Origin of the sequence: Pseudomonas lyxosi, from assembly GCF_047758685.1 — a bacterium.
Classification (GTDB): Bacteria; Pseudomonadota; Gammaproteobacteria; order Pseudomonadales; family Pseudomonadaceae; genus Aquipseudomonas; species Aquipseudomonas lyxosi.
In genome coordinates, this window is the sequence record NZ_CP180481.1 from 1,694,908 (window position 1) to 1,720,158 (window position 25,251).

A 25,251-nucleotide genomic window follows, 5' to 3' on the forward strand; every position below is an offset into this window, starting at 1 on the left:
AAGGAGTCTGCATGGTGGGTCCCGGATTGAAAACAGTGGTTGGCCTGAGCCTCCTTGTCCTGCTGAGCGCCTGTGGCGATAAAAAACCGGTCGAAAAGGACCGTCCGCGGGTATTCGTGCAAGAGGTAAAACCTGCGGATTACGCGGCGACGGTGACCCTGACCGGTGATGTTCAGGCGCGGGTCCAGACCGACCTGTCGTTCCGCGTTGCCGGCAAGATCATCCAGCGTACAGTCGATGTCGGTGATCGGGTTTCGGCTAAACAAGTGCTGGCCAAGCTCGATCCCAAGGACCTGCAAACCAGCGTCGACTCGGCTCAGGCGCAGGTTGTTGCCGAACAGGCCCGAGTCAAACAGACCGCCGCCGCATTCGTTCGCCAGCAAAAACTTCTGCCCAAGGGCTACACCAGCCAAAGCGAATACGATTCCGCTCAGGCCGCATTGCGCAGCAGCCAAAGCGCCCTGACGGCTGCTCAGGCGCAACTGGCCAACGCCCGTGAACAACTGAGCTACACCGCGTTGGTCGCCGACGCGCCGGGGGTGATTACCGCACGCCAGGCCGAGGTCGGCCAGGTGGTGCAGGCCACCGTGCCGATTTTCAGCCTGGCCCGGGACGGTGAGCGCGATGCGGTGTTCAACGTCTACGAATCGCTGCTGACAGAGCCGCCAGAGGGTAAAACAGTGGTCGTCAGCCTGCTCGACAAACCTGAGATCAAAACCACCGGCACCGTTCGGGAAATCACCCCGGCCGTCTCCGCGCAGACCGGCACGGTGCAGGTCAAAGTCACTCTCAACGGACTACCGGAAGGCATGCAGCTCGGTTCGGTGGTGAGTGCCACGGCCAAGACGCCGGGCAAGTCGGCGGTCGAACTGCCCTGGTCGGCACTGACGAAAAATCTCAGCGACCCGGCCGTGTGGCTGGTGGACGATGAGGGCAAGGCACAGCTGCACACCGTCACCGTCGGCCGCTACCTGACCGGCAAAGTGATCATCAGCGCTGGTCTGAAGGGTGGCGAAAAAGTTGTCATCGCCGGCGGCCAGTTGCTGCACCCCGGCGTGAAGGTGGAGATCGCTGAAAACACCTATAAGGATTTAGCCGCAGGAGCCCAGCCATGAAGCGTCTGTTACTGGTTTGCGCCGGTGTGATGCTGGTGGCCTGCTCGAAAAAAGAACCGCCGCCGGAGCCAGTGCGCCCGGTGTTGTCCATCAAGGTCCAGTCCCTGGACGAAGAAAGCCTGGGCCGCTTCGCCGGCAGTATCCAGGCCCGGTATGAAAGCAATGTCGGCTTCCGGGTGCCAGGACGCATTGCCAGCCGTAATGTCGATGTCGGTGCCGAAGTCGATAAGGGCGCGTTGCTCGCCACGCTCGACCCCACCGATCAGCAGAACCAGTTGCGTTCCGCTCAGGGTGATCTGGCCAGCGTCCAGGCGCAACTCATCAACGCCCAGGCCAACGCCCGGCGTCAGCAAGAGTTGTTCGATCGTGGCGTGGGCGCGCAGGCGCAACTCGACATCGCCCAGACCGACCTCAAAACCACCCAGGCCTCCCTCGATCAAGCGAAGGCTGCGGTCGATCAGGCCAAGGACCAGCTCAACTACGTCGAACTGCGCGCCGACCACAAAGCTGTGGTCACCGCGTGGAATGCCGAAGCCGGGCAAGTCGTCAGCGCCGGTCAGCAAGTGGTGACCCTGGCGCAGCCGGACATCAAGGAAGCGGTGATCGACTTGCCGGACACCCTGGTCGATCAGTTGCCGGAAGACGTGGTGTTTCAGGTTGCCGTCCAACTCGACCCGAGCATCACCACCACTGCCATCATTCGCGAAATCGAACCCCAGGCGCAAAGCGCCACCCGTACCCGTCGCGCCCGCCTGACACTGACCGACACGCCACCGGGTTTTCGCCTGGGCACGGCCATCAGCGTGACCCTCAGCTCCGCAATCAAACCGCGTATCGAACTGCCCCTGACCGCGCTCCAGGAGGTCGATGGCAAATCGCGCATCTGGGTCATCGACCCGCAGACCCAAACCGTTTCCCCGCGAGATGTCAGCCTGATCAGCCGCACTGACTCAACGATGGTCCTGGCCAACGGTGTGAAGTCCGGCGAGCGAGTGGTCAGTGCCGGCGTGAATAGCCTGAAACCGGGGCAGAAAGTAAAAATCGATGAGGGCAGCCCGCAATGAAAGGGAGTTTCAACTTATCCGAATGGGCCCTCAAACATCAGTCGTTTGTCTGGTATTTGATGTTCGTCGCGCTGCTGATGGGCGTGTTCTCGTACATGAACCTGGGCCGCGAGGAAGACCCGTCGTTCACCATCAAAACCATGGTGATCCAGACCCGCTGGCCGGGCGCGACCCAGGAGGAAACCCTCAAGCAGGTCACTGACCGGATCGAGAAAAAACTCGAAGAGCTCGACTCGCTCGACTACGTGAAAAGCTACACCCGCCCCGGCGAGTCGACGGTCTTCGTTAACTTGCGTGATACCACCAGCGCCAAGGACATTCCGGAAATCTGGTACCAGGTGCGTAAGAAGATCAACGACATTCGCGGCGACTTCCCCCAAGGCCTGCAAGGGCCTGGGTTCAACGACGAATTCGGTGATGTGTTCGGCTCGGTGTACGCCTTTACCGCTGACGGTTTATCGATGCGCCAGTTGCGCGATTACGTCGAGCAAGTCCGCGCCGAGATCCGCGAAGTGCCGGGGCTGGGCAAGGTCGAGATGGTCGGCGAGCAGGACGAAGTCCTCTACCTGAACTTCTCCACCCGCAAACTGGCGGCGCTGGGCATCGATCAGCGTCAGGTGGTGCAGAGCCTGCAATCGCAGAACGCGGTGACACCGGCCGGGGTGATCGAGGCCGGCCCCGAGCGGATTTCCGTGCGGACTTCGGGGCAGTTTGCCTCCGAGAAAGACCTGGAAAACGTCAACCTGCGACTCAATGATCGTTTCTACCGCCTCGCCGATGTCGCCGAAATCAGCCGTGGTTACGTTGACCCGGCGACGCCGGAATTCCGCTTTAACGGCCATCCTGCCATCGGCCTCGCCATTGCGATGAAGAAGGGCGGCAACATCCAGGAGTTCGGCAAGGCGTTGCACCAGCGCATGACCGACCTGACCGCGGACTTGCCGGTGGGCATCGGAGTGCACACGGTTTCCGACCAGGCCGAAGTGGTGGAAAAAGCCGTCGGCGGCTTCACCAGCGCGTTGTTCGAAGCGGTGGTGATCGTGCTGATCGTCAGCTTCGTCAGCCTCGGCGTGCGCGCCGGGCTGGTGGTGGCGTGCTCGATTCCGCTGGTGCTGGCGATGGTCTTCGTCTTCATGGAATACAGCGGCATCACCATGCAGCGGATTTCCCTCGGCGCGCTGATCATTGCGCTCGGGCTGCTGGTGGACGATGCGATGATCACCGTCGAGATGATGGTCACGCGCCTGGAAATGGGCGAGACCAAGGAGCAAGCAGCCACGTTCGCTTATACCTCGACCGCGTTCCCGATGCTCACCGGTACGCTGGTGACGGTGGCCGGTTTCGTGCCCATCGGCTTGAACGCGAGTTCGGCCGGCGAGTACACCTTCACGCTGTTCGCGGTGATCGCGGTGGCCATGATCATGTCGTGGATTGTCGCGGTGCTGTTCGCCCCGGTGATTGGCGTGCACATCCTCAGCGCCAACGTGAAACCTCACGAAGCAGAACCGGGACGCATCGGCCGCACGTTCAATCACGGCATGCTCTGGGCCATGCGCAATCGCTGGTGGGCAATCGGCATCACCGTTGCACTGTTTGTGGCGTCGGTGTTTTCCATGCAGTTCGTGCAGAACCAGTTCTTCCCGTCCTCGGACCGCCCGGAAATCCTCGTCGACCTCAACCTGCCGCAAAACGCCTCGATCGCCGAAACCCGCAAGGCGGTGGACAAGCTCGAAGCGACGCTCAAGGACGATCCGGACATCGTGCGCTGGAGCACCTACATTGGCGAAGGTGCGATCCGTTTCTACCTGCCCCTCGACCAGCAATTGCAGAACCCGTACTACGCGCAACTGGTGATCGTCAGCAAAGGGCTGGAATCGCGTAACGCGCTAAGCCAGCGCTTGAGCGAGCGGCTACGCAAGGATTTTGTCGGTATCGGCAGCTACGTCCAGGCGCTGGAAATGGGCCCGCCGGTAGGGCGACCGATTCAGTACCGGGTCAGCGGCAAGGACATCGATGAGGTGCGCAAGCACGCCATCGCCCTGGCCACCGAACTGGATAAAAACTCGCACATCGGCGAGATCATTTACGACTGGAACGAACCGGGCAAAGTCCTGCGCATCGACATCGCGCAGGACAAGGCACGGCAATTGGGGCTGTCGTCGGAGGACGTGGCCAATCTGATGAACAGCATTGTGGTCGGTGCGCCAGTGACTCAGGTCGATGACGATATCTACCTGATCAACGTGGTGGGGCGTGCGGTAGACGCCGAACGCGGCACCCCGGAAACCCTGCAGAATTTGCAGATCGTCACGCCGGGCGGCACGTCGATTCCGCTGCTGGCTTTCGCTTCCGTGCGTTATGAACTTGAGCAACCGCTGGTCTGGCGCCGCGATCGGAAACCGACCATCACCATCAAGGCTGCGGTACGCGACGAAATTCAGCCGACCGATCTGGTGAAACAACTCCAACCCGACATCGACAAGTTCTCCGCCAGTTTGCCGGTGGGCTACAAGGTCGCCACCGGCGGCACCGTCGAGGAAAGCGGCAAGGCCCAGGGGCCAATTGCCAAGGTTGTGCCGTTGATGCTGTTTTTGATGGCGACCTTCCTGATGATCCAGTTGCACAGCGTGCAGAAGCTGTTCCTGGTGGCCAGCGTCGCGCCGCTCGGGCTGATTGGCGTGGTGATAGCGCTGATCCCGACGGGCACGCCGATGGGCTTCGTGGCGATCCTCGGGATTCTGGCGCTGATCGGCATCATCATCCGCAACTCGGTGATTCTGGTGACGCAGATCGATGCCTTGGAGAAGGCGGGTCATGCACCGTGGGATGCGGTGGTGCAAGCCACGGAGCATCGTCGCCGGCCGATTCTGCTGACGGCTGCGGCGGCGAGCCTGGGGATGATCCCGATCGCCCGGGAAGTGTTCTGGGGGCCGATGGCCTACGCGATGATTGGCGGGATTATTATTGCGACGTTGCTGACGTTGCTGTTTTTGCCGGCGCTGTATGTGGCCTGGTACAAAATCCGCGAACCGAAGAAAGAGTCTGCCTAGTGATCGTTCCCATGCTCCGCGTGGGAATGCCTCTAGGGACGCTCCGCGTCCAGTGACGCGGAGCGTCACGGGCTGCATTCCCACGCAGGAGCGTGGGAATGATCAGTCTGCGCGACGCCAAACACTCGCCAACCAAGGCTGCTGCTCGCGCGGCAGTCCCGCCGGTCGGTAGTAATGCTCCAACTCCACAAACCCCGCCGCCGTCAGCAATTGCTGCCACGTCTCAAGATCGTGGTACGCCCCATAACGCGGCCCATTCCACCCCTCCTGATTCTCGCCTCGCGGATTGGAACTGAACAACACCCCACCCGGCTTCAAAGCCCCGCGCAATTCCTTCAACACCCGAGGCAATTCCTGACGCGGAATATGAAACAACACTGCATTGGCGAAGATCCCGTCAAAGCGCTCAGCCGGCAAATCCAGCTTCAGAAAATCTTGCTGCCAGACCTCACAGCCGCTGTCTTCGCGCGCCATCTGCGCAAACTTCTCCGAGCCATCTAGACCGACAGCGGTGTGGCCCATGCGCGTAAAGGTTTGCAAATCACGACCCGGCCCGCAGCCAAAATCGAGAATGTCGAACGGTGCCTCACCCTGAATATGCCGCAGCAGCGCAGCAATGTTCTGGCTGACATCATGATCGCGAGTCCCTTCGCGAAAACTTTCAGCCACCGAGTTGTAATGGCTCAGGGTGGTGGAGGTGATCTGCTCGAGGTCGGTGGGGGTCTGTTTCATGGTCGGCTGCGCAGGCAATGTGAGTTCGCCGAATATACGCCATGAGACAGATAGCGATATCACTGACGACCAATGACTTGAGCCAGACTCAACGCTTGTTCAACCCTCGAGCCAACCGATCCCCGCCCAATTGAATCGCCGCCACCAACACCACCAGCAACACAATCACCGTCAACATGATCTGGCTATCAAACCGCTGATACCCGTACCGATAGGCGATGTCCCCCAGTCCACCCGCACCAATCGCCCCCGCCATGGCCGATGAGTTGATCATAGTCACCAGGGTGATGGTGAAACCGCCAACAATCCCCGGCAGCGACTCAGGCAACAATACATGCCAAACGATGTGCCAGCGCCGGCAACCCATCGCCTGCGCCGCTTCGATCAACCCGTGATCAACCTCACGCAAACTGACTTCGGCGATGCGCGCAAAGAACGGCGTGGCAGCGATAGTCAGTGGCACCACGGCCGCCCAAACGCCGTACGTGGTGCCGACGATCAGCCGGGTGAACGGAATCAGCGCCACCATCAAAATCAGAAACGGAATCGAGCGGAACAGGTTCACGAACGCGCCCAACGCACGGTTCAGCGTCGGCGCTTCATAGATCCCGCCCTTGGAACTGGTGACCAGAATCACCGCCAGCGGAATGCCCGCCAGCAGCGCGATCAATGACGACACGCCGACCATCAGGAAGGTGTCGATGAAGCCTTGCAGCAAGCGATCAAACCACATAACCCAGCACCTCCACCTGTTGCGCCCAATTGCCGGCGCGTTGACGCAATTCCTCTGCGCCGACGGACGAACCGGTCACCGCCAACAGCAATTGCCCGAGGGCATGCCCCTGAATCCGTTCCACACCACCTTGCAGCAAGCGCACGCGACCACCGAGGGCACTGAACAACGCGGCCAGGTCGGGCTCGTCGCTGGCGCTGCCGGTGAACTGCAAGCGCAGCACAACAGCGGCGTCCGAGGACTGTGGATTTGCCTGCAAGCGGCTTTGCAGTTCTTCCGGCAAACCGTGTTGCAACGGCGCCAGCAAGGTTTTGCTGACCTCGTGCTGCGGGTTGCCGAAGACTTCCCAGACCGGCCCTTGTTCGACGATTCGCCCGTGTTCCAGCACCACGACTCGGTCGCAGATATCGCGAATCACCGCCATCTCGTGGGTGATCAGCACGATGGTCAGGCCCAGGCGTTGATTGATCTCGCGCAGCAGGCCGAGGATCGATTGCGTGGTTTCCGGGTCCAGCGCGGAAGTGGCTTCGTCGCACAGCAGAATCGCCGGGTCATGCACCAAGGCGCGGGCGATGCCGACGCGCTGTTTCTGCCCGCCGGAAAGCTGCGCCGGGTAGGCCTTGTGTTTCTCTTGCAGGCCCACCAGTTCCAGCAATTCGCGGACTTTCTGCTCGCGTTTTTCCTTGGGCACACCGGCGACTTTCAGCGGCAACTCGACGTTCTGCCAAACCGTCTTGGCCGACATCAGGTTGAAGTGCTGGAAGATCATGCCGATGCGCCGACGCAGCGCCACCAGGCGGTCTTCATCGAACTCGCCGATGTCGACCTGATCGATCAACACCCGCCCCGTGCTCGGTTGTTCCAGACGGTTGATCGTGCGAATCAGCGACGACTTGCCAGCGCCGCTGCGACCGATGATGCCGAACACTTCACCGCGCTGGATCGCCAGGTCGATGCCGTGCAGTGCCGCTACTGGACCTTGCTGGCCGTTGTAGGTTTTGCCCAGGCCGATGAAGCGCACGTGGGCGCGGTTGAGCTGCGGATGCAGTTCGGTCTGTTCGACTTTGTGGGGCGCTGGAATCTCCAGTCGCAGTTGAGTGGCTGCCGTCATCCTCAGCTTTCCCAACCGGCTTGGTAGAGCTTGCCGTGGGCTTTATCCAGCGCTGCACGAACGGCCGGCGAATGCTGGTAGATGTCGACGAATTTGATCAGGCGCGGGTCGGTTTTGCTTTTCGGCTGGATCACGAACTGGATCACGTATTCCTTGTGATCGAGGCCGTCGAACAGCAGGGCGGAGCCGGCATCGAAGGTCTTCGACAAGCGGATGTAGGCCGGGTAACCCTGGACCAGATCGGCGTCGTCGTAGGCGCGTACCAGTTGCACGGCTTCGACCTGCAGGATTTTGATTTTTTTCGGATTGGCGATGATGTCTTCTTCGGTGGCCTTGTAGCCGACGCCCGGTTTGAGCGTGATCAGCCCGGCCTTGGCCAGCAGTTGCAAGCCACGACCGCTGTTGATCGGGTCGTTGGCGATCGCCACGCTGGCACCTTCCGGCAGCTCGTCGAAGCTTTTGTATTTCTTCGAGTACAGGCCGACGTTGTTGATGATCCCCGGCGCGAACGGCACCAGGTCAAAACCGGCGGCGGCCTTGGCGTTTTCCAGGAACGGGACGTGCTGGAAGTAGTTCACGTCGATGTCACCGGCAGCGAGGCTGACGTTGGGTGCGATCCAGTCGCTGAATTCCACCAGGTCGACTTGCAAGCCTTGTTTTTTGGCTTCTTCGACGGCGGCTTCCAGGGGAATGGCGAAAGCGGCAGTGGTGCCGACCTTCAGCGGCGCATCGGCGGCGAAGGTGATGGAGCTGAAAAGGCCGAGGGCCAGGGCCAGTGCTTTGACTGGGTGAGAGAGAAGTTTCTTGGTCATGATGAGTTTTCCAGTCAGTGCATAGATGTGTGGTGTTTGGTCGCGCCTCATCGCGAGCAAGCTCGCTCCCACATTGGATCTCGGGTGTTCACACAATCCCTGTGGGAGCGAGCTTGCTCGCGATGCTTTTAGCGTCGAAACGCTGATCCGGTGTGTTGCTCAGGCAAATGCGCCTCGCCGTGAAACAGTTTTTCCCGCAGGCTGCCGCTGTCGTAAGCGGTCTTGTACGATCCGCGTCGTTGCAACTCCGGAATCACCAAATCGATGAAATCCACATAGCTTTCCGGCGTGACAATCCGAGTCAGATTGAAGCCATCCAGCCCGGTTTCCGCGATCCACGATTCCAGCTCATCAGCCACTTGCTCAGGCGAACCCACCACGGTGATGTAGCGACCACCGAGGGCGTGTTGCTCGAGTAATTTGCGGCGGGTCCAGTCGTTGTTTTGCAGGTTTTTGGTGGCGGACTGGATCGCGTTGCTCTTCACGTACTGGATCGGCTCGTCGATTTCGTATTCGGAGAAATCGATCCCGGTGGAGGCCGAGAAATGCGCCACGCCGGCCTCGGCACTGGCGTAGCTCAAGTACTCGGCGTGCTTGGCCCAGGCCAGCTCTTCGGTGGCGCCGACAATCACGTTCAGCCCCATGAACACCTTGATGTCCTCAGGATTGCGCCCGGCCTCGACGGCGCTGGCGCGCACTTTGTCCACTTGAACCTTGGTCGACGGTTTGTTCTGGCCGCTGATGAACACGCACTCGGCATGTCGCCCGGCGAACAGCAAACCGCGATCCGAACTGCCGGCCTGGAACAGCACGGGTGTACGTTGAGGCGAGGGTTCGCAGAGGTGATAACCCTCGACCTGATAGAACTCGCCCTTGTGCTCGACCTTGTGCACTTTCTCGGGCTGCGCGTAGATCCGCTGCTGCGGATCGTTAAGCACCGCGCCGTTTTCCCAGCTGCCTTCCCAGAGTTTGTAGAGCACTTGCAGGTATTCATCGGCCTGGTCGTAACGACGGTCGTGTTCCACTTGTTCGCTCAAGCCCATGGCCTTGGCGGCGCTGTCGAGGTAGCCGGTGACGATGTTCCAGCCGACCCGGCCGCGACTCAGGTGATCGAGCGTGGACATGCGTCGGGCGAACAGATACGGCGGTTCGTAAGTCAGGTTGGCGGTGAGGCCGAAGCCAATGTTTTTTGTCACTGCGGCCATGGCCGAAACCAGCAGTAGCGGATCGTTGACCGGCAACTGAATTGACTCTTTGAGCGGCACATCCACCGAGTTTTGATAGACGTCGTACACGCCGACGATGTCAGCGATGAACAGACCGTCGAACAGTCCGCGCTCCAGCAATTGCGCCAGTTCGGTCCAGTATTCGATGGTTTTGTACTGAGTGGAGTTATCCCGAGGATGCGTCCATAGACCATGGTTGATGTGCCCAATGCAGTTCATGTTGAACGCGTTGAGCAGGATCTTTTTCTTGCTCATTTAGATGGTCCCCCGCAGTGGCGGGTTTTCATCGTTGAGGTAGTAATTGCCGACCGCGTGATACTTCCAGCGCACCGGGTCGTGCAGCGTGTGTACCCGAGCGTTGCGCCAGTGACGGTCCAGACCATGTTCGATCAGGGTTGCCTGGCTGCCGGCCAGTTCAAACAGCGTGCTGCCAGCGGCGAGGGAAATCTCGGTGCTGATGGCGCGGGCTTCGGCGACGGCAATCGACGCGGCGGCGACGGTCTCGGCGTTGGTCGTGGCCTGAGCCTTGTCGAGGAATTCGCCGGAGCGTTCCAGCAAGGCTTCGGCGGCGTGCAAACGAATGCTCAAGTGGCCGAAGCTCTTGATGGTCAGCGGGTCTTCGGTGGCTTTGTCGTTGCCGGAATCGATCCACGGCCGGGTCTTGGTGCGCACGAAGTGCAGCGCATCTTCATAGGCGGCGCGGGCGATGCCGGTGTCGATGGCGGCATGAAGAATCTGCGCCAGCGGGCCGACGGTGGTCGGGCGCTCGAACGCGCTCTGAAACGGGATCACGTCTTCGGCAGCGACATATACGTCTTCAAACACCACCGAACCGCTGCCGGTGGTGCGCTGGCCGAAGCCGCTCCAGTCATCGATCACGGTCAGGCCCTTGGCGTTACGAGGGACGAAAGCGAGTTGCTGAACGCCGTGTTCATCCACGACCGACGTCGGAATGCGTTGGGCATAAATCGCGCCCGTGGCGTAAAACTTACGGCCGTTGATGCGGTAACCGTCACCGTCGCGGGTCAGGCTGGTGACGCGGTCATGGGCGGTTTTGGTGCCGAGTTCCGCGAGGGCATTGCCGAAGCGCTGGCCGGCTAACACTTCCGCGTACAGGCGTTTTTTCTGCTCTTCGCTGCCATTCACCCGCAGCACTTCAAGGGCGTAAAAATGGTTCTGCGGGATCTGGCCGAGGGAACCATCAGCCTGGGCGATCAGCGCGATCACCTTGGCTAGCGTGACGTTGGAAACGCCAGCGCCGCCGTATTCTTTTGGCACGCTGATGCCCCAAAGACCCGAGCGGGAAAACACTTCCAGTTCCGGGTGTGGCAAACGGCGTTCGCGGTCGCGCAGGGCGCTGTCGCGTTTGAAATCTTCGGCAAGGTCGCTGGCGACGATCAGGGCTTGCTCATCGCTGGTTATGACCGCGACGTGGTGAGAAATGGTCATGTGTTTCTCCAGATGTCTGGTCGTTAAATCCAGGAGTGGCGAGCGGGCAAAGTGCCGTTCAGGTGATAGGTGCCGACGGCGTGATATTTCCAGCGCACCGGGTCGTGCAGCGTGTGCACGCGGGCGTTGCGCCAGTGGCGGTCGAGGTTGAATTCGGCGAGGGTGGCGCGGCTGCCGGCCAGTTCGAAAAGCTTTTCGCTGGCCAGCAGCGAGATCTCGGTGGTCAGCACTTTGGCTTCGGCCACGGCAATCGAGGCGCGGGCGGCGGACTCGGCGGTGAGCGGCGCGGCGTTGACTTGATCGAGCACTTGCCCGGCCTTGCGCAGCAGCGCTTCGGCGGCGTGCAGTTCGATTTTCAGTTTGCCAATGTCGGCGATCACATAAAGGTCGTCGCTGGCCCGTTCGACCTTGGCGTCGATCCACGGCCGTGCACGGGTTTTCACGAACGCGATGGCGTCGTCGATGGCGCCCCGGGCGATGCCGGCGTCAATGGCTGCTTGAATCAGCTGCGACACGGCACCCTGAATGTTCGGGCTGTCATTGATCTTCCAGTTGTCCACCACCAGCTCGGCGTCGACCTGCACGTTGTTGAGCAAAATGGTGCCGCTGGCGGTGGTGCGCTGGCCGAAGCCCGACCAGTCATCCACGATACGCAGGCCCGGTGTACCGCGGCGGACGAAGGCCAGAACCTGCTTGCCATCGTCGTTCAGCGCCTTGACGGCGACCCAGTGAGCGAACAGGGCGCCGGTGGAATAGAACTTCTGCCCGTTTAGGACGAAGCCGTCGCCGCTGGCGGTGATTCTTGCCTTGAGTTCAAGGGTGTTTTTGGTGCCGCGCTCAGGTCCCGCGTTACCGATCCGCCAGCCGTCGAGCACGCTTTTGAACAGCTGCTTTTTTTGCGATTCGGTGGCGCTGCCGAGCACCAGATTGAGAATGCCGAACTGGTTCTGCGGGATCTGTCCCAATGCCGGGTCGGCCGCGGAAATGATCGCGAATACGTCGGCGAGGGTGACGAACGAAACCTGTGGGCCACCGTACTCGCGCGGGATAGCAATGCTGCCCAGGCCGCTGCGGGTGAACTGTTCGATTTCCGACCACGGCAGCTTGCGCTGCTGGTCGCGTTTGGCTGCTTGCAGGCGGGCGACTTGCGCCAGCTCATGGGCGGCCTTGATGGCTTGTGCGTCGTTACGCAAGACCTGCGCGGGCAACAACAACGGGGCGATGTCCAGATCACTCTGGACGATTGCATCTGCCAGACTGGACATCAGTGCCGCTCCTTGGCTGCACGCAATGCCCTGGCGATCTGCACTGGGGTGATTGTGTTCCGGACCATACCTACCTCACATCTCATGGAAACGCCGCGATGGTTGCGACGAACGAAAACAAGAATGTCCGGTGGTCCGGTGCATATACCCTAAGCGTGTATAAAAAATTAATAAACTAACTTTTAGGAATATGTATATAAGACGGTGCCACAGATTCATGTAGCAGCTGGCGAAGCCTGCGTTCGGCTGCGCAGCAGTCGTCAAACCTGAGCTCGCAGTTTAACTGGATGACCGCAGTGTCTGATTTCACGACTGCTGCGCAGCCGAACGCAGGCTTCGCCAGCTGCTACAAGGGATCTCAGTGTTTGCGGGGTTCGGCGGCCATGAGCATTTCTTTCGGTCGGGCCTGCAGATACGGATTGGCGCAACCGATCTTCAGCCTGCGCGGTGGTGCCCAGCGGGAGTTGTTACCCACCCGGTCGAGGATGCAGTAAGTCACTTCCAGCCGCAGGTCTTCGCCGGCTTCGAGAATGATCGCCGGCGGCACCCAGACCTGGATCGGCTGGCCCACATCGCCGGCCTTGAGTCGTGGCAGATCCATGCGCACATCGCCCCAGCGCAGGGTGATTTCGTCGTCGGCGGCCATGTTCAGGTAGGGCTCGATGGTCAACGGAACGCCGCGCTTGATCTGGTTCGGATTGACTCCCTGACGGCGAATGGTCTCGGGGATATTCACGGGCTCCAGACTCTGGTTTTCATCACCGCACAGCACCGACGGTTGGCCGCCGGGGCAGTCGAGTTTGATCTGCACCCGTCTGGCGGCTGAAAGGGTTGGCCCTTGCCCGATCTGCATGATCCGGTAGTGAACGTGTGAGGTGCCATTGGCGATGAAGCTCTCGGGCACACGCAGTTGGACCGGTTGGCCGACATCGTCGGCCGTCAGCACTCTGGAGGCCACGTAGCAGTTATCCCAGAACAGTTCGATCAGGTCGCCTTCGTCCATGCCGGAGTAGGGCGCCACATCGATCAGCAGGTGCGCCGCCGAGGTGATGTTGATGCAGGTCTTGTGAGATTGCGCCAGGGTCGGGGCCGCAAGTTCGGGTTTGTTCGAAGTGCTTGTCATAGGGGTTCTCCTTGAAGACTTGCAGCGAAAGTCCGTTTCTGAAAGTTCGAAAGGCGTGAATTACCGAGCAACAAAGTCATTCACTATTTGTGAGGTTAAATAATAAATGAGTGTGAGGTTCAACGCCTGTTGGAGAATAGATAAGAGTGCGCTTGAATAGGTGTCAATAGAGTTGGCTAGTTAAGTCTGGGATCTAGTGTTATTCAGAAAAATCCTACGCATTAAAGTTAATAAGCTGCACCGATCTGTCGAACTTGACCTTGTTTTATGGGCTTCCAGTGCGTTACTGACGGCGAAGGGCTGTTCGGCGAGGGCGCTGGGTTTGGCGAATTTTAGGCGAGGTTATTCTGTTGCAGGACATATATATGTACCGCACGCAGCAATAAAAAATTATCTATTGTTCGGATGGATGAATAAGAGAAGAGAATACATCGAGAGGTTTTGTTAGTAGGGGTGGTTGTCACTTCCATCCATGGAAGTTGACAAGTAGCGAGGCGATGTTTCAGTGGTGAGCATTGTTCAGGAACTTGCTGAGAAACTGCTTCGTCCGCTCTTCTTTCGGATTGGCAAACAGCGCTTTGGCTTCGCCTTGTTCGACGATCACACCTTTGTCGAAAAACACTACGCGATTCGCCACGTCCCGGGCAAAGCCCATTTCGTGGGTGACGATGACCATGGTGCGTCGCTCTTCGGCGAGGCTGCGGATGGTCGCCAGCACTTCACCCACCAGCTCCGGGTCGAGGGCTGAGGTGGGTTCGTCGAACAGAATCACTTCCGGCTCCATCGCCAGCGCGCGGGCAATCGCCACACGCTGTTGTTGACCACCGGAAAGGCGTCGCGGGTAAGCATCTTCCTTGCCCGCCAGACCAACCCTGGCCATCAGCTTTTTACCCAGGGCAACGGCTTCGGCGTGCGGGATCTTCTTTACGATGATCGGGCCTTCGATAACGTTTTCCAGGGCAGTGCGATGAGGGAACAGGTTGAAGTTCTGGAACACGAAACCCACGTGCTGGCGCAAACGTCGCACCAGGCCTTGCTGCTGGTTCAACGGACGACTGCCATCGATCTCGATGTCACCGACCTTGATCCGGCCGCTGGTGGGTTCTTCCAGGAAATTCAGGCAACGCAGGAACGTGGTTTTACCCGAGCCGCTAGGCCCGATGATCGCCACCACCTCGCCTTCCTTCACTTCCAGATCGATGCCGTTGAGCACCACTTGACCCTTGAACTGCTTTGTCAGTTTTTCCACGACAATCATTGGGTCAGGACTCCAGGTCGTGCCGATTGACCCGTGCTTCCAACTGGTTCTGCAGGTGCGAAAGCACCGTGGCCAGAACCCAGTAGATCAGCGCGGCGGCAAGGTACATGGTGAAAATTTCAAAGGTACGGGCGGTAATCAGCTGCGCCTGACGGAACAGTTCCGGCACCTGAATAGTGGCTGCCAGCGCGGTGTCCTTCACAAGCGAAATGAAGCTGTTGCCCAGCGGTGGCAGAGCCGTGCGCATTGCTTGCGGCAGGATGGCCCGGCGCAGGGTCTGCGCGCGGGTCATGCCGATACTCGCGGCGGCTTCCCACTGACCGCGCTCGATGGAGCTGATCGCAGCACGCAGGATTTCGCAGGCATAGGCCGCCATGTTCAGCGAGAAGCCGATCAGGGCTGCCGGTAGCGGATCAAGTTCGATGCCCAATTGCGGCAAGCCGTAATAGATCACGAACAGTTGCACCAACAACGGCGTGCCGCGAAAGAACGACACGTAGATGCGCGCGATCCAGCTCACCAGTTTGAAGCGCGACAGGCGCATCAATGCCAGGCCGAAGCCCATCACCAGGCCGAAGAACATCCCGCCCAGGCTCAAGATCACCGTGTAGTACGCGCCCTTCAGCAGAAAGGGCGCGGAATCCAGCGCGAGTTGGAAAGCTTCTTCCATTATTTAGTGACGTCAGCGCTGAAGTATTTTTCCGAAAGCTTTTTCAGCGTACCGTCGGCACGCAGCTTGTCGATGGCCTTGTTCACTGCTGCCAGCAACTCAGGCTCGCCTTTGCGCAGGGCGATACCGGCTTCCTGGCGGGAGAACGCTTCGCCGGCGGCGGCAGTGTCCTTGGCCTTCTTGGCGTATTCCAGTGCGGCGAGGCGGTCGATCAGAATGGCGTCGATGCGGCCGACGCGCAGATCCTGGAACTTGGTCGGGTCATCTTCGTAGGTGCGGATATCAGCCTTAGGCACATTCTCTTTCACCCACTGCTCGTAGTTGGTGCCCAGACCTACGCCTACTTTCTTGCCGGCCAGATCGGCGGCGGTCTTGATGGTGTCTTTGTTCTTGGTCAGGGTCAGCGCCTGAATCCCGGAAACGGTGTACGGCTCGGAGAAGTCATACTTCTTCTTGCGCTCTTCGGAGATGGTCACCTGATTGATCACCGCGTCCAGACGCTTGGATTCCAGCGCCGCGAGGATGCCGTCCCATTTGGTCGGCTGCAGTTTGACCTTCACGCCCAGCTCTTTGGCCAGGGCTTCGGAAAACTCGACTTCGAAGCCGGCCAGTTTGCCGTCTGCGTCGACGAAACTGAACGGTGGGTAAGTGCCTTCCAGGCCAACGTTGATCACGCCAGCGTCTTTGATTTTTTGCAGCTGCTCACCGGCAACCGCTTGCCCCAGCAGACCGGCGCTCAGCGCCAGGCCCAGCGAACCTACCAGCAGATTTCGTCGTAGTGCGGAAAAATTCATGACAAGCCCCTGTGTTTTCTTATGAAGACGCTTTTAGGAATGTTGGCAAATTCGGGATTTGAACGACTGCAATATCCTGCCCTAAAGCATCGTATGCGTCTCGCTGCAAATTCGCCTGCGGCGTGACTATATGATGGCGCTTTTAGATAGGAAAATAATAAATATTAGGTTTGTTATTCTTTTTAGATATATGTGGTGTTTGATGAAAAGATCGCAGCCTTCGGCAGCTCCTACAGGGGAATCGGCGTACACCAGTAGGAGCTGCCGAAGGCTGCGATCTTTTGATCTTCGTTTGACCGTTTACAGAAAATCTTTATAGGCAAACAACGCCGGCGCCCCACCGGTGTGCAGGAAGATGATAGGGCCGTCGTTGAAACGCTGACGACCGATGCCATCGAGCAACCCGGCCATGGCCTTGCCAGTGTAGACCGGGTCCAGCAACAGCCCTTCCTGACTCGCCACCAGCTTCACTGCCGACAACGTCCCTGCATTCGGTTCGCCGTAGCGCGGGCCGAAATACTCGTCCCACAACTCGACCTTGAAACTCGCTGGCAGGCTCACGCCCAGCAGCTCGGCAGTTCGCTCAGCCAGGCCTTGGACTTTCGGGCGCTGGTCTTCGTCGCTGCGAGAAACCGTGACGCCAATCACTGGCAAATCCGGTAGTGCTTCGCTCAACGCCAACGCCAGACCGCTATGGGTCCCGGCGCTGCCCGAAGCCAGAACCACGGCCGCGAATGTCAGCCCGGTATCCTTGATCTGCTCGGCCAATTCCAGCCCGGCACGCACATAACCCAAAGCGCCCAATGCATTCGAACCACCAATCGGCACCAGATACGGCTTCTTGCCGTTGTTGCGTAGACGGTCGGCCAGCGCCTGCAATTGCTCGTCGGCGTTGTCGAGGTTTTCCACCAGCTCGACCTTGGTGTCGAACAGATCCAGCAACAGCCGATTGCCGTTGCCGACATAGTTGGCGTCGTCGGTGCCGAGAGGGTTTTCCAGCAACGCAACGCAGCTCAGACCAAGCTTGGCCGCAATGGCGGCAGTCTGGCGCACGTGGTTGGACTGAAGTGCACCAGCGGTAATCAAGGTGTCGGCGCCTTGTGCCAGCGCATCGGCCGCCAGGTATTCGAGCTTGCGCAGCTTGTTGCCGCCCATTGCCAGTGGCGTCAGGTCATCACGCTTGACGTACACATCGCGGCCCAACCAGGCCGACAGGCGTTCGAGTTTTTCCAGGGCAGTAGGATGACCGAGCAGGTCGAGGCGGTTAAAGCGGGCAAGCTGTTGTTTGATCATGGGGTCCGTACTGGCGGAGGGAGATGACAGGACTATAGGCACGCCTATTTATCGGGGCAACTGCCAATCGGCCTTATGCCAAAAAGTGCTGAGCACAGCACAATCGGTTCTTAATTCGGCTTCCAGACCATGCCGTAAAGTAATCGCGGTTAACGCGGCCAGACAGTCCGGCCGCCCGTGAGGAGTTTTTACCGTGAGCGAGCGTTCCAGTCATTGGCAACTGCAGACCATCGTCAGCCAACTGCGCACGGCGCGTGATCAGTGGCGGGTACAAAATGGCCGCGCCAGCACTGAACAGGGCGGTCGCGAGTTGCCTTCCCGAGCGGCCATGGCAGAGATTCTCGAAGCCCTCTGTGGCGCGTTGTTCCCGATGCGCCTGGGGCCGGTGGATTTGCGTGAGGAGAGTGAAGACTTCTACGTCGGCCACACGCTGGACGTTGCGTTGAACGCGTTGCTGGCTCAGGCGCGACTCGAATTGCGCTACGCCGCTCGCCACAGTGCCCAGGCCGACACTGAAGTCGAGGCCAAGACGATTCAGATCATTCAGGACTTCGCCCTCGCATTGCCGGGGCTGCGCAGTTTGCTCGACACCGACGTGCTGGCGGCCTATCACGGTGATCCGGCGGCTCGCAGTGTCGATGAAGTGCTGCTGTGCTATCCGGGGATTCTGGCGGTGATTCACCATCGCCTGGCCCATCATTTGTACAGGGCCGGTTTGCCGCTGCTGGCACGGATCAGCGCGGAGATCGCCCACTCGGCTACCGGCATCGACATTCACCCTGGCGCGCAGATTGGTCGCAGCTTCTTCATCGATCACGGGACGGGTGTGGTGATCGGCGAGACCGCCATCATCGGCGAGCGTGTGCGGATTTATCAGGCCGTGACGTTGGGCGCCAAGCGCTTCCCGGCGGATGAAGACGGTCAGTTGCAGAAGGGGCAACCGCGACATCCGATTGTCGAGGATGACGTGGTGATCTATGCCGGTGCGACGATTCTTGGGCGGATCACCATCGGCAAGGGCTCGACCATTGGCGGCAATGTCTGGCTGACCCGCAGCGTGCCGGCGGGGAGCAACCTGACTCAGGCGAATCTGCAGCATGATGACGGGACGCAGAAGTAAGGCCTGGAATCTTCGCTGACTGATCCGACCTCTTCGCGAGCCTGCTCGCGAATGGTTTCAAGCCGCGCCGGGACATTGGCATTTAGCTAATTTTCCACTGAACGAATCCCCCCAACCCCGCGTCATACCCATCCTTGAACTAGCGTAAGGACACAAGATTTTGTGGCGAGGGAGCTTGCTCCCGCTCGGGTGCGAAGCAGCCGTACCTTTGCAAAAAACCAGGTGCCGCTGCGCGGCACAACGGGAGCAAGCTCCCTCGCCACAGGGTACCGCCGAGCCTTGCGATTAGTCCTTAGCACCCTATTCATGTTTAACTTGAACGCTCATTCAAGTTAAACCGCCGGTTTGCTGCCCGCTCACAACAGGAGGCTTGCCTTTGCCGAGTCCGTTATTGATTGCCCCGTTTCACCCCCTTGAGGTGCACCTTTCATGAGTGCATCGCCCACCCCCGCCAGCGGTCAGGTCCGCATGAATCCGCCGGTGTTTTACTTCTCGGCGACGTTCATTTTGCTGTTCGGCATCATCGTCATCGCCATGCCTGAACAAGCCGGCGCCTGGCTTCTGGCAGCGCAAAACTGGGCGGCCAACACGGTCGGCTGGTACTACATGCTCGCGATGACCCTGTATCTGGTCTTCGTGGTGGTCACCGCCTTGTCCGGCTACGGCAAGATCAAGCTCGGTGCCGACCACGACGAGCCCGAATTCAGTTACCTGTCCTGGGCCGGCATGCTGTTCGCCGCCGGGATCAGCATCACGCTGTTCTTCTTTTGCGTGTCCGAACCGCTGACCCATTTGGCGCAACCGCCGCAAGGCGAAGCCGGCACGGCGGATGCGGCGCGTCAGGCGATGCAGATTCTGTTTCTGCACTGGGGCCTGCACGGCTGGGGTGTGTTCGCTTTCGTCGGCATGGCGCTGGCCTACTTCGCTTATCGGCATAACCTGCCGCTGGCCCTGCGTTCAGCGCTCTATCCGCTGATCGGCAAGCGCATCAACGGCCCGATCGGTTACGCGGTGGACGGTTTCGGCATCATCGCCACGGTGTTCGGCCTCGGTGCCGACATGGGCTTTGGCGTGTTGCACCTCAACTCGGGTCTGGACTACCTGTTCGGCATCGCTCACACCCAGTGGATTCAGGTCGGCCTGATCACGCTGATGATGGGCGCGGCGATCATCGTTGCGGTGTCTGGCGTCGATAAAGGCGTGCGCGTGATGTCCGACATCAACATGCTGCTGGCCTGCGCGCTGCTGCTGTTCGTGTTGTTCGCCGGCCCGACCCAGCACCTGCTCAACACCCTGATCCAGAACATCGGCGACTACCTCGGCGCCTTGCCGATGAAGAGTTTCGACCTGTACGCCTACGACAAACCCAGTGACTGGCTGGGCGGCTGGACGGTGTTCTACTGGGCCTGGTGGATTGCATGGTCGCCGTTCGTGGGGCTGTTCATCGCACGGATTTCCCGTGGCCGCACCATCCGCGAATTCGTCTTCGGCGTGCTGTTGATTCCGCTCGGCTTCACCCTCGCGTGGATGTCGATCTTCGGCAACAGCGCCATCGATCAAGTCCTCAATCACGGCATGAGCGCGCTCGGTATGTCGGCCATCGATAACCCATCGATGACCCTTTACCTGCTGCTGGAAACCTACCCGTGGAGCAAAACCGTCATCGCGGTCACGGTGTTCATCAGTTTCGTGTTCTTCGTGACGTCTGCCGACTCCGGCACTGTGGTGCTGTCGACACTGTCCGCCAAGGGCGGTAACCCGGATGAAGACGGACCGAAATGGCTCCGAGTGTTCTGGGGCGCAATGACCGCGCTGGTGACCAGTGCGCTGCTGTTCTCCGGCAGCATCGATGCGCTGAAGTCAGCGGTGGTGCTGACCTCGTTGCCGTTCTCGATGATCTTGCTGCTGATGATGTGGGGGCTGCACAAGGCGTTCTACCTGGAGTCGCAGAAGCAGATCGCGCAACTGCATTCCCTGGCGCCGGTGTCCGGATCGCGGCGTGGCGGCTGGCGTCAACGCCTGAGTCAGGCCGTGCATTTCCCGTCACGGGATGAGGTCTATCGCTTCCTCGATACGACGGTGCGTCCGGCAATTGAAGAAGTCTCGGCGGTGTTCGTCGAGAAGGGCTTGAACGTGGTCACTCAGCCGGACCCGACCAACGACAACGTCAGCCTGGAAATCGGTCATGGCGAGGAGCATCCGTTTATCTATCAGGTGCAGATGCGCGGCTACTTCACGCCGTCCTTCGCCCGTGGCGGCATGGGTTCCAAGGAACTCAATAACCGTCGTTATTACCGGGCCGAAGTGCATTTGAGTGAGGGCAGTCAGGATTACGATCTGGTGGGTTACACCAAGGAGCAGATCATCAACGACATCCTTGATCAGTACGAGCGGCACCTGCAGTTCTTGCATTTGGTGCGTTGATCAAGAACCAACGGCGCCGGGCCTTTTCAGGTCTCGGCGCTCAACACCATGAACAGCACCATTGCCGCCACCGGCACGCCGAATACGGCGCTGCCGACCACCAGCTCCGTGCTGAAGGGCTGCCCTGCGTTGACCATACCGACTGCACCGTTGATCAACGTCAGCGCGAACCACAGCACGACAAAGCTATAGGCCAGGGTCTGGCGGCTGAAACCGATTTTCTCGCCGATGAACAGCATCAGCGCCAACAGGATCAGGCCGAAGGTGATGATGATCGTGGTGTGCATGGCGTGTACTCCTGAGATTGCGGCGTCAGTGTGAGCATAGTTAAACCAGCCCGCCATTGACCCGCAGGATTTGCCCGTTGACCCAAGTCGAATCCGGACCAACCAGGAAAGACACAACGCGAGCGATGTCTTCTGGCTGAGCCAGACGTTCCAGCGGTGCCATCTTGGCGAAGGTCTGAATCTGCTCTTCGCTCTTGCCGTGCAGGAACAGATCGGTGGCGACCGGGCCTGGCGCGACGGCGTTGACGGTGATGTTGCGACCACGCATTTCCTTGGCGAACACCTGGGTCAGGGATTCCACTGCCGCTTTGCTGGCGATGTACACCGCGTAACCCGGCAGGTTCATGCCGACGGTGCTGCTGGAGAAGTTGATGATCCGCCCGCCAGTGTTCAGGCGAGTGGCAGCTTCACGCAGGGTGTTGAACGTGCCGCGAGCGTGAATGTTGAAGTTCTGGTCGAACAGTTCATCCGTGTGTTGCGCCAGCGGCAGGACTTTGAGGATGCCGGCGTTGTTCACCAGCACATCGACTTTGCCCAGTTGCGTTTCGGTCTCGTCGAACATCCGGCGTACGTCGTCGGCGTTCGCTACATCAGCCTTGATCGCTATGGCCTGATGCCCGGCCTGACGCAATTCGACCACCAGTTTTGAAGCTTCGGTGGCGCTGCTGGCGTAGTTGATGGCGACGGCGAAACCTTGTTTGGCCAGTTGTTTGGCGATCACCGCGCCGATGCCGCGGGAGGCGCCGGTCACGATGGCAACTTTTGAAGTTTGGTTAGTCATGGCGGTGATTCCTTTGAAGTTGATGGCTAGGGGGTGAAGCCAGATTCACATGTTTACTCAAGCTGATAAATGCACGAGAGTTGCCCTGACTGTTCAATAATCGCCAACAATCGACCGCCAGGAGACCCGCGTGGATCAAGTCAAAGCGATGAAGGTTTTCGTGCGGATCTACGAGCGCAGCAGCTTCACGCTGGCTGCCGACGACCTGAACCTGCCGCGGGCGACGCTGACCCACACGCTGAATCAATTCGAAGCCTGGCTCGGTACGCGTTTACTGGAGCGAAGCACTCGAAAGGTGCGTCCTACGCTGGATGGCGAGGCGTACTACCTGCGTTGCGTGCAGCTGCTGGCGGAACTGGAAGAAGCCGAACTGGCGTTTCGCAGCGTTGCGCCGAAGGGCCGGTTGCGCGTGGATTTGCACGGCACGCTGGCCAAGCACTTTGTCATCCCGGCATTGCCGCAGTTCATGGCGCGCTACCCGGACATCGAACTGTCCATCAGCGAGGCCGACCGCTTTGTCGATCTGATCGCTGAAGGCGTCGACTGCGTGCTACGCGCCGGCACCTTGGGCGACTCCGCGCTGATCGGCCGCCGCGTCGCCAACCTGCGCCAAATCACCTGCGCCAGTCCCGCGTACCTGCGCAAATACGGTGAACCGAAAAGCCTCGACGACCTCAAACATCATCGTGCCGTGAACTACGTCTCGCGCACGACTGCCAAGTTATTTCCCTTCGAATTCATGGTTGATGGCGAGCTGAAAGAAGTGGCTATCGATGGCGCGCTTTCAGTTTTCGGCGCGGAAATTTATGCGGCGTCGGCGATTGCCGGGCTGGGCCTGATCCAGTGCCCGCATTACCGAATGGAAACGCAGATTTCCCAGGGATTGGTGCAGGAAGTCCTCATCGACACGCCGCCACCACCGATGCCGGTTTCGGTGTTGTATCCGCACAACCGACACATGTCGCCACGGGTTCGGGTGTTTGTGGATTGGTTGGGGGAAGTGTTTGCGGGGGCACAGTAGCCGCGGTTCCAAAGATCGTTCCCACGCTCTGCGTGGGAATGCCGCCAGGGACGCTCCGCGTTCCGCTTCTGGATGTGACGCAGAGCGTCACGGGATGCATTCCCACGCAGAGCGTGGGAACGATCAGTTTCAGAATGTGTGTTGTGGGTATTGGTGCTGCGTTTTTGCCTATAGTTCGCCGCATCAACTTGCTGGAAGAGGGATTCGCCGAAATGAAATTCCCGGTCGTTCTGCACAAGGATGCCGACTCAGAATACGGAGTAATTATCCCGGACGTGCCGGGTTGCTTCTCCGCAGGCGGTACCGTGGCGCAGGCATTTGAAAACGTGAAGGAAGCACTGTAGTTGCACTACGAAGGCTTGGTGGCCGATGGCGATCCACTGCCGCAGGTGCATGAGATCGACGCTCATCTTGATAACCCTGATTACGCGGGCGGCGTGTGGGGGGTGGTCGAATTTGATATCACGCCTTACTTCGGAAAGTCGGTGCGCTTCAATGCCACACTGCCTGAGCAGTTGCTTGAGCGTATCGATCAAACAGTCAGACGGGATCAGCGGTACAGTTCAATGTCTGGCTTTTTGGCTGCCGCCGCCCTGCGTGAGTTGTCGGCGTAAATGTTGATCGCTCCCACGTAGAGCGTGGGAGCGATCAATTGGCGGCAAAGATGAAATATGTGAAACGATTCAGCATTTTCTCGAGTCCGAGGTTTATCGGCGTTTGTCTGGGCGTATGCTGGGCAACTTGCGAAGTAGTCGATACCAACTTCAAGACAGACAAGAGAGGATTCGATGACCTACACCGCTGCCGAAAACCGCTACGACTCCATCCCTTATCGCCGCGTGGGGCGCAGCGGGCTGGTGCTGCCGGCACTGTCTCTGGGCCTGTGGCACAACTTTGGCGACAGCACGCCGATCGACACCCAGCGCTCGTTGCTGCGTACCGCGTTTGATCTTGGCATCAACCATTTCGACCTGGCCAACAACTACGGCCCTCCGTACGGCAGCGCCGAGATCAATTTCGGTCGTTTGCTGCGTGAAGACTTCAAGCAGTATCGCGACGAACTGATTATCTCCAGCAAGGCCGGTTGGGACATGTGGGCCGGCCCTTATGGCCAGGGCGGCGGTTCGCGCAAATACGTGCTGGCCAGCCTCGATCAGAGCCTGCAGCGCCTGGGCCTGGACTACGTAGATATCTTCTATTCCCACCGCTTCGACCCGGATACCCCGCTGGAGGAAACCGCCAGTGCACTGGCCACCGCGGTGCAACAGGGCAAGGCGTTGTACATCGGTATCTCTTCGTACTCGGGGGTTAAAACCCGTGAAATGGCCGCGCTGCTGAAAGAGTGGAAAGTCCCGCTGCTGATTCATCAGCCGGCTTACAACCTGCTCAATCGTTGGGTGGAAAAAGACCTGCTGGATACGACGGACGAACTCGGTACGGGCGTAATTGCGTTTACGCCGCTGGCTCAGGGGTTGTTGACCGACAAGTACCTCAATGGTGTGCCGGCGGACGCGCGGGTCAATCGTCCGGGGGGTGGTTCGTTGCAGGCGGCGCACCTGTCCGAAGCCAACATCGCTCATGTACGTGCACTGAATGAGATCGCCAAGCGTCGCGGTCAGAGTCTGGCGCAGCTGGCATTGGCGTGGACGTTACGCGATCCGCGCGTGACGTCGGCGCTGATCGGTGCGAGCCGGCCGGAGCAGATTATCGAGAACGTCGGGGCGTTGAAGAACTTGAGCTTTAGCGCGGAAGAGCTGGCGGAGATTGATCGGTTTGCCCAGGAGGGCGGGGTCAATCTTTGGGAGAAGCCTTCGACGGCGGAATGACCTCTAACTGATCATTCCCACGCTCTGCGTGGGAATGCCTCAACGGACGCTCCGCGTTCGGCTTTGGATGGGACGCGGAGCGTCCCGGGCTGCATTC

Annotated in this window: 21 protein-coding genes and 1 pseudogene; 8 read left to right on the forward strand and 14 right to left on the reverse strand. The window is 59.6% G+C overall.

Annotated elements, in window-relative coordinates; translation table 11 throughout:
- Nucleotides 1-11 precede the first annotated feature (11 nt).
- The 3 genes from ACMXYI_RS07980 to ACMXYI_RS07990 are packed head-to-tail and all read left to right on the forward strand — an operon-like array spanning nt 12 to nt 5,229.
- A complete protein-coding gene (locus ACMXYI_RS07980) occupies nt 12-1,115 on the forward strand; it encodes an efflux RND transporter periplasmic adaptor subunit (protein ID WP_415772661.1) in 1,104 nt (367 codons plus the stop codon).
- Nucleotides 1,112-2,179, forward strand: coding sequence for an efflux RND transporter periplasmic adaptor subunit (locus tag ACMXYI_RS07985; protein WP_415772663.1), 1,068 nt, complete (start codon nt 1,112-1,114; stop codon nt 2,177-2,179). Before ACMXYI_RS07980 ends, ACMXYI_RS07985 begins: the two co-directional genes overlap by 4 nt.
- Nucleotides 2,176-5,229, forward strand: coding sequence for an efflux RND transporter permease subunit (locus tag ACMXYI_RS07990; protein ID WP_415772665.1), 3,054 nt, complete (start codon nt 2,176-2,178; stop codon nt 5,227-5,229). Before ACMXYI_RS07985 ends, ACMXYI_RS07990 begins: the two co-directional genes overlap by 4 nt.
- 102 nt (nt 5,230-5,331) lie before the next feature.
- Here ACMXYI_RS07990 and ACMXYI_RS07995 read toward each other — a convergent pair whose 3' ends face one another.
- The 12 genes from ACMXYI_RS07995 to ACMXYI_RS08050 all read right to left on the reverse strand — a co-directional run bounded on the left by ACMXYI_RS07995 (nt 5,332) and on the right by ACMXYI_RS08050 (nt 17,695).
- The gene (locus tag ACMXYI_RS07995) at nt 5,332-5,961 is read right to left on the reverse strand and encodes a class I SAM-dependent methyltransferase (protein WP_415772667.1); all 630 of its coding nucleotides are present in this window, start codon (nt 5,959-5,961) and stop codon (nt 5,332-5,334) included.
- A gap of 88 nt (nt 5,962-6,049) precedes the next feature.
- Complete coding sequence (locus ACMXYI_RS08000; RefSeq protein WP_415772669.1) at nt 6,050-6,694, reverse strand: methionine ABC transporter permease; 645 nt, start codon at nt 6,692-6,694, stop codon at nt 6,050-6,052.
- Nucleotides 6,684-7,805, reverse strand: coding sequence for a methionine ABC transporter ATP-binding protein (locus ACMXYI_RS08005; protein WP_415772671.1), 1,122 nt, complete (start codon nt 7,803-7,805; stop codon nt 6,684-6,686). The genes ACMXYI_RS08000 and ACMXYI_RS08005 overlap by 11 nt, the downstream gene beginning before the upstream one ends.
- Before the next feature lie 2 nt (nt 7,806-7,807).
- Entirely contained in the window at nt 7,808-8,617 is an 810-nt protein-coding gene (locus ACMXYI_RS08010; protein WP_415772673.1) for a MetQ/NlpA family ABC transporter substrate-binding protein, read from the reverse strand.
- Nucleotides 8,618-8,745: 128 nt separating this feature from the next.
- Nucleotides 8,746-10,098 (reverse strand): LLM class flavin-dependent oxidoreductase, encoded by a 1,353-nt coding sequence (locus tag ACMXYI_RS08015; RefSeq protein ID WP_415772675.1) that lies wholly within the window; start codon nt 10,096-10,098, stop codon nt 8,746-8,748.
- On the reverse strand, nt 10,099-11,292 hold the full coding sequence (locus ACMXYI_RS08020) for an SfnB family sulfur acquisition oxidoreductase (protein ID WP_415772677.1): 1,194 nt from the start codon (nt 11,290-11,292) through the stop codon (nt 10,099-10,101).
- 23 nt (nt 11,293-11,315) lie between these two features.
- Nucleotides 11,316-12,557 (reverse strand): SfnB family sulfur acquisition oxidoreductase, encoded by a 1,242-nt coding sequence (locus ACMXYI_RS08025; RefSeq protein ID WP_415772679.1) that lies wholly within the window; start codon nt 12,555-12,557, stop codon nt 11,316-11,318.
- Nucleotides 12,558-12,915: 358 nt separating this feature from the next.
- Entirely contained in the window at nt 12,916-13,680 is a 765-nt protein-coding gene (locus tag ACMXYI_RS08030; RefSeq protein ID WP_415772681.1) for a hypothetical protein, read from the reverse strand.
- A gap of 502 nt (nt 13,681-14,182) precedes the next feature.
- Nucleotides 14,183-14,938: an L-cystine ABC transporter ATP-binding protein TcyN gene (gene tcyN, locus ACMXYI_RS08035; protein WP_056745630.1), complete on the reverse strand. Its 756-nt coding sequence runs from the start codon at nt 14,936-14,938 to the stop codon at nt 14,183-14,185.
- Nucleotides 14,939-14,942: 4 nt separating this feature from the next.
- The gene (gene tcyL / locus ACMXYI_RS08040) at nt 14,943-15,608 is read right to left on the reverse strand and encodes a cystine ABC transporter permease (protein ID WP_008148276.1); all 666 of its coding nucleotides are present in this window, start codon (nt 15,606-15,608) and stop codon (nt 14,943-14,945) included.
- Nucleotides 15,608-16,402, reverse strand: a complete 795-nt coding sequence (gene tcyJ / locus ACMXYI_RS08045) for a cystine ABC transporter substrate-binding protein (RefSeq protein ID WP_095127630.1) — start codon at nt 16,400-16,402, stop codon at nt 15,608-15,610. The genes tcyL and tcyJ overlap by 1 nt, the downstream gene beginning before the upstream one ends.
- 300 nt (nt 16,403-16,702) lie before the next feature.
- On the reverse strand, nt 16,703-17,695 hold the full coding sequence (locus tag ACMXYI_RS08050) for a D-cysteine desulfhydrase (protein WP_415772683.1): 993 nt from the start codon (nt 17,693-17,695) through the stop codon (nt 16,703-16,705).
- A gap of 193 nt (nt 17,696-17,888) precedes the next feature.
- On the opposite strand from ACMXYI_RS08050, the gene epsC reads away from it, so the two are divergent.
- Both epsC and betT read left to right on the forward strand, forming a co-directional pair.
- Nucleotides 17,889-18,815, forward strand: a complete 927-nt coding sequence (epsC, locus tag ACMXYI_RS08055; RefSeq protein ID WP_046045486.1) for a serine O-acetyltransferase EpsC — start codon at nt 17,889-17,891, stop codon at nt 18,813-18,815.
- 468 nt (nt 18,816-19,283) lie between these two features.
- Nucleotides 19,284-21,239: a choline transporter BetT gene (betT, locus tag ACMXYI_RS08060; protein ID WP_415773873.1), complete on the forward strand. Its 1,956-nt coding sequence runs from the start codon at nt 19,284-19,286 to the stop codon at nt 21,237-21,239.
- A 26-nt stretch (nt 21,240-21,265) separates the two neighbouring features.
- Here betT and ACMXYI_RS08065 read toward each other — a convergent pair whose 3' ends face one another.
- Together ACMXYI_RS08065 and ACMXYI_RS08070 are read right to left on the reverse strand one after the other, a co-directional pair.
- Nucleotides 21,266-21,526, reverse strand: coding sequence for a hypothetical protein (locus ACMXYI_RS08065; protein ID WP_415772685.1), 261 nt, complete (start codon nt 21,524-21,526; stop codon nt 21,266-21,268).
- Between the two features lie 40 nt (nt 21,527-21,566).
- Entirely contained in the window at nt 21,567-22,307 is a 741-nt protein-coding gene (locus ACMXYI_RS08070) for an SDR family oxidoreductase (RefSeq protein WP_415772687.1), read from the reverse strand.
- Nucleotides 22,308-22,437: 130 nt separating this feature from the next.
- On the opposite strand from ACMXYI_RS08070, the gene ACMXYI_RS08075 reads away from it, so the two are divergent.
- The 3 genes and pseudogenes from ACMXYI_RS08075 (at nt 22,438) to mgrA (ending at nt 25,154) form a co-directional block, all read left to right on the forward strand.
- Nucleotides 22,438-23,328 (forward strand): LysR family transcriptional regulator, encoded by an 891-nt coding sequence (locus ACMXYI_RS08075; RefSeq protein ID WP_056745622.1) that lies wholly within the window; start codon nt 22,438-22,440, stop codon nt 23,326-23,328.
- A 212-nt stretch (nt 23,329-23,540) separates the two neighbouring features.
- Nucleotides 23,541-23,942, forward strand: a pseudogene (locus ACMXYI_RS08080) (type II toxin-antitoxin system HicB family antitoxin).
- 174 nt (nt 23,943-24,116) lie between these two features.
- Nucleotides 24,117-25,154: an L-glyceraldehyde 3-phosphate reductase gene (gene mgrA, locus ACMXYI_RS08085; RefSeq protein WP_282483092.1), complete on the forward strand. Its 1,038-nt coding sequence runs from the start codon at nt 24,117-24,119 to the stop codon at nt 25,152-25,154.
- Nucleotides 25,155-25,251: the final 97 nt, after the last annotated feature.

Excerpts from the sequence above, each read along its gene's own strand:
- ACMXYI_RS07980 (WP_415772661.1), top strand. The coding sequence starts at position 12 with ATGGTGGGTCCCGGATTGAAAACAGTGGTTGGCCTGAGCCTCCTTGTC.
- ACMXYI_RS07985 (WP_415772663.1), top strand. The coding sequence starts at position 1,112 with ATGAAGCGTCTGTTACTGGTTTGCGCCGGTGTGATGCTGGTGGCCTGC.
- ACMXYI_RS07990 (WP_415772665.1), top strand. The coding sequence starts at position 2,176 with ATGAAAGGGAGTTTCAACTTATCCGAATGGGCCCTCAAACATCAGTCG.
- ACMXYI_RS07995 (WP_415772667.1), bottom strand. The coding sequence starts at position 5,961 with ATGAAACAGACCCCCACCGACCTCGAGCAGATCACCTCCACCACCCTG.
- ACMXYI_RS08000 (WP_415772669.1), bottom strand. The coding sequence starts at position 6,694 with ATGTGGTTTGATCGCTTGCTGCAAGGCTTCATCGACACCTTCCTGATG.
- ACMXYI_RS08005 (WP_415772671.1), bottom strand. The coding sequence starts at position 7,805 with ATGACGGCAGCCACTCAACTGCGACTGGAGATTCCAGCGCCCCACAAA.
- ACMXYI_RS08010 (WP_415772673.1), bottom strand. The coding sequence starts at position 8,617 with ATGACCAAGAAACTTCTCTCTCACCCAGTCAAAGCACTGGCCCTGGCC.
- ACMXYI_RS08015 (WP_415772675.1), bottom strand. The coding sequence starts at position 10,098 with ATGAGCAAGAAAAAGATCCTGCTCAACGCGTTCAACATGAACTGCATT.
- ACMXYI_RS08020 (WP_415772677.1), bottom strand. The coding sequence starts at position 11,292 with ATGACCATTTCTCACCACGTCGCGGTCATAACCAGCGATGAGCAAGCC.
- ACMXYI_RS08025 (WP_415772679.1), bottom strand. The coding sequence starts at position 12,557 with ATGTCCAGTCTGGCAGATGCAATCGTCCAGAGTGATCTGGACATCGCC.
- ACMXYI_RS08030 (WP_415772681.1), bottom strand. The coding sequence starts at position 13,680 with ATGACAAGCACTTCGAACAAACCCGAACTTGCGGCCCCGACCCTGGCG.
- tcyN (WP_056745630.1), bottom strand. The coding sequence starts at position 14,938 with ATGATTGTCGTGGAAAAACTGACAAAGCAGTTCAAGGGTCAAGTGGTG.
- tcyL (WP_008148276.1), bottom strand. The coding sequence starts at position 15,608 with ATGGAAGAAGCTTTCCAACTCGCGCTGGATTCCGCGCCCTTTCTGCTG.
- tcyJ (WP_095127630.1), bottom strand. The coding sequence starts at position 16,402 with ATGAATTTTTCCGCACTACGACGAAATCTGCTGGTAGGTTCGCTGGGC.
- ACMXYI_RS08050 (WP_415772683.1), bottom strand. The coding sequence starts at position 17,695 with ATGATCAAACAACAGCTTGCCCGCTTTAACCGCCTCGACCTGCTCGGT.
- betT (WP_415773873.1), top strand. The coding sequence starts at position 19,284 with ATGAATCCGCCGGTGTTTTACTTCTCGGCGACGTTCATTTTGCTGTTC.
- ACMXYI_RS08065 (WP_415772685.1), bottom strand. The coding sequence starts at position 21,526 with ATGCACACCACGATCATCATCACCTTCGGCCTGATCCTGTTGGCGCTG.
- ACMXYI_RS08070 (WP_415772687.1), bottom strand. The coding sequence starts at position 22,307 with ATGACTAACCAAACTTCAAAAGTTGCCATCGTGACCGGCGCCTCCCGC.
- mgrA (WP_282483092.1), top strand. The coding sequence starts at position 24,117 with ATGACCTACACCGCTGCCGAAAACCGCTACGACTCCATCCCTTATCGC.